Source organism: Xanthobacter pollutisoli (assembly GCF_040044995.1).
Lineage (GTDB): Bacteria > Pseudomonadota > Alphaproteobacteria > Rhizobiales > Xanthobacteraceae > Xanthobacter.
This window is the reverse complement of the sequence record NZ_JBDZDP010000061.1, coordinates 1-2,972: the sequence shown is the minus strand read 5'-3', so window position 1 is coordinate 2,972 and position 2,972 is coordinate 1. Positions and strand designations below refer to the sequence as shown.

1 protein-coding gene and 1 pseudogene are annotated in these 2,972 nt (G+C 64.2%); both read right to left on the bottom strand.

Going from position 1 to position 2,972, the window contains the following annotated elements; all coding sequences use genetic code 11:
• Positions 1–137 precede the first annotated feature (137 nt).
• On the bottom strand, positions 138–1,457 hold the full coding sequence (gene oxlT / locus ABLE93_RS26805) for an oxalate/formate MFS antiporter (protein ID WP_348842707.1): 1,320 nt from the start codon (positions 1,455–1,457) through the stop codon (positions 138–140).
• A gap of 584 nt (positions 1,458–2,041) precedes the next feature.
• Positions 2,042–2,848 (bottom strand): annotated as a pseudogene (gene oxlT / locus ABLE93_RS26800) (oxalate/formate MFS antiporter); the annotation flags it as partial.
• Between the last annotated feature and the right edge of the window lie 124 nt (positions 2,849–2,972).

Here is a 2,972-nt window from a genome sequence, read left to right as displayed (position 1 = left end):
GCTCACGCAGATCAGTCGAGAGAGGTCGGACCATCAGATGCTGGCCTCCGCCCAGCCAGCATCTTGAATCACAATCCTGCCCTACCGGGAATCCCAAACGATTCAATCAAGCTCGGAAACGCTCTAGGGACAGAGATTCAGCCCGGCACCTTGGCGCTCACCGGCTGCTCCACGGCCGCCGCCGTGGCCCCCGCGACGAAGCGCGAGCGCATCGGCTTCAGAACGAAGATGGCCATGAGCGCCGCGATGGCATTGACCGCGGCCGTCAGCATGAACACGAGATCCCAGTTGCCGAGGCTCGCGACGGCGACCGAGGCCATGGGCACCACGAGCGAGGCGGTGCCCTTCGCGGTGTAGAGCAGGCCGGCGTTGGTGGTGGCGTAGCGCGAGCCGAACGTGTCGCCGCAGGTCGCGGGAAACAGCGAGTAGATCTCGCCCCAGGCGAAGAAGACGAGGCCGGTCAGGAGCACGAACAGCACCGGATTGGAGCCGAAGTGGGCCAGCGCCAGCACGCCCACTGCCTCGAGGGCGAAGGCGATGAACATGGTGTTCTCGCGCCCGATGTTGTCCGAGACCCATCCGAAGAACGGACGGGTGAGACCGTTGAGCACCCGGTCGATGGACAGCGCGAAGGTCAGGGCCGGCATGGTGAGGCCGAGGATCGAGACCGGCACGTCGGCGATCTTGAAGTCCTTGGCAATGGAGCCGAGCTGCGCCGTCGCCATCAGGCCGCCGGACGCCACCAGCACGAACATGAGGTACATGACCCAGAAGACCGGGGCCTTCACCATCTCGCCCGGGCCATAGTTGCGCCGGCTCTGCGTCGCCGACGGTGCCACGGCGGGCACCTGCCCCTCCTTTGGGGCAGCGAGGAAGAACGACAGCACCAGAACCACGATGCCCTGGAGCAGGCCGAAGAACAGGAAGGTCTGCTCGTAGCCCTGCGACTTGATCATGGCCGCGATGGGCACGATGGTCAGGGCCGAGCCCGCGCCGAAGCCGGCCGCGGTGATGCCGGCGGCAAGGCCGCGGCGATCGGGAAACCACTTCAGCGCGGAACCGACGCAGGTGCCGTAGACCGCGCCCGCGCCGGTGCCGCCGAGGGCCGCCGAGATGTAGAGCATCGTCAGGCTGTCGGCGCGCGAGTTCATCACCCACGACAGGCCGCAGAGGATGGCGCCGATGAAGACCACGATGCGCGGTCCGAACTTGTCGACGAACCAGCCCTCGACCGGGACCAGCCAGGTCTCGAACACAACGAAGATGGTGAAGGCCACCTGGATGGCGGCGCGGCCCCACTGGTGCTTCTCGTTCATGGGCTCGACGAACAGGGTCCAGCCATATTGAAGGTTGGCGATCATCGACATGCAGATGACGCCGATGAGCAACTGGAGCCAGCGCCCGCCAAGGGGACCGCCGGCGCGCCCGATCACGGGCGGCGCAGAATTCTGAGGCATTTCCTTCCCTTTCCACTGGGGATCATCGAGAGCGATGAACGGCCCGTGACGGTCGCCATTCTTGGTGCGGGCCTTGTTGCCGACCCGCTCGCGAACCGAAGGGAAACTGCACACAAAATTCTGTATACATAATGCCGTTACGGCTACGTAACGGTTACTTGTGCACTTGAATCGGCGAAGTTTCGACTTCTGGCACAGGTTCTGAAACGATGAATGGGTCGGGTTTCACAGGCGAAAGCGTCATCTTGACGTGCACATCTACGGGCCAGGAGCGTCATAACCTTCTCTGCGTCGAATCTATATTTCGATACGGTTATTTTTTATGATGCATTACATGCCCTGCGATGTATGCGGCATCGGCCTCGGGGCCCTGTCAGCCGGCAACCGGCAGACAAAAAAAGCCCCGGCGCAGGGCCGGGGCTTTGGAGGGACCGCCAAACGGGCGGTGGAGGGACCAGCTTGGGGTCGCCCGCGCGATCGGCGGGACGAACCCTCATGGGGGACGCTGCGCGGGGCGCAGGATCGAGGGCCGGGCGCTGGTCGGGCGCCCGGCTTTGGTTTCGGGCGACGAAGCCCGCGGAAAGTCAGGCCGTCGCTTCGCGTGCCGCCGTGGCTGCCGCCGCCTCGGCATTGAGCCGGTGATGGCGGGCGAGCATCGGCCGCAGCACGAAGAGAGCGCCGAAGGCGGCGGTAAGGTCCATGGCCGCCACCGTGTAGAGCACAGTCGTCCAGGTGCCCGTCGCCTCCATCAGGATGTTGGCCATGGGCACGAGCAGGGCGGCAAAGCCCTTGGCCGTGTAGAGCATGCCGTAGATCTTGCCGATGTGCTTGGAACCGAAGGTGTCCGCCGCGGTCGCCGAGAACAACGAGTAGACTTCACCCCAGGCCAGGAAGACGACGCCCGACAGGATGATGAACGCCCACGGATTGTGGCCGAACGTACCCAGCGCGACGATGCCGATGCCTTCCATGGCGAAGGCAAAGAACATGGTTTTCTCGCGGCCGATGTGGTCCGAGATCCAGCCGAAGAACGGACGCGAGAAGCCGTTCAGGATGCGGTCCAGCATCAGCGCGAAAGGCAGCGCGGCCATGGTGAAGAAGTAGAGGTTGACGTCGATATGCTTCACGCCGAGGTCTTCGGCGATCACGCCCAGCTGCGCCACCGCCATCAGACCGCCGGAGACGGTCAGGATGAACATGGTGAGCATGATCCAGAACACCGGCGTCTGCAGCGCCTCGCCGAGGGTGTAGTCGCGGCGGGACTGGGCCACCGTCGACGAATAGGTCACCTCGGCATTGGACGGTGCGCGCAGGAAGCCGGCGGCCAGCATGATGACCGCACCCTGGACGAGGCCGAAGGTGAAGAAGGTCTCCTGGTAGCCGCTCGATTGGCTCAATTCGCATTAGCTATGCATGATCCGATTTGGTAGGCTGGCGGTCTGCACGCAGGAGGCGAAGATGGACCGGCAAGACTACATGGCGTGGCTTTCGCAGATCGACGACCTCTCGGCGGAG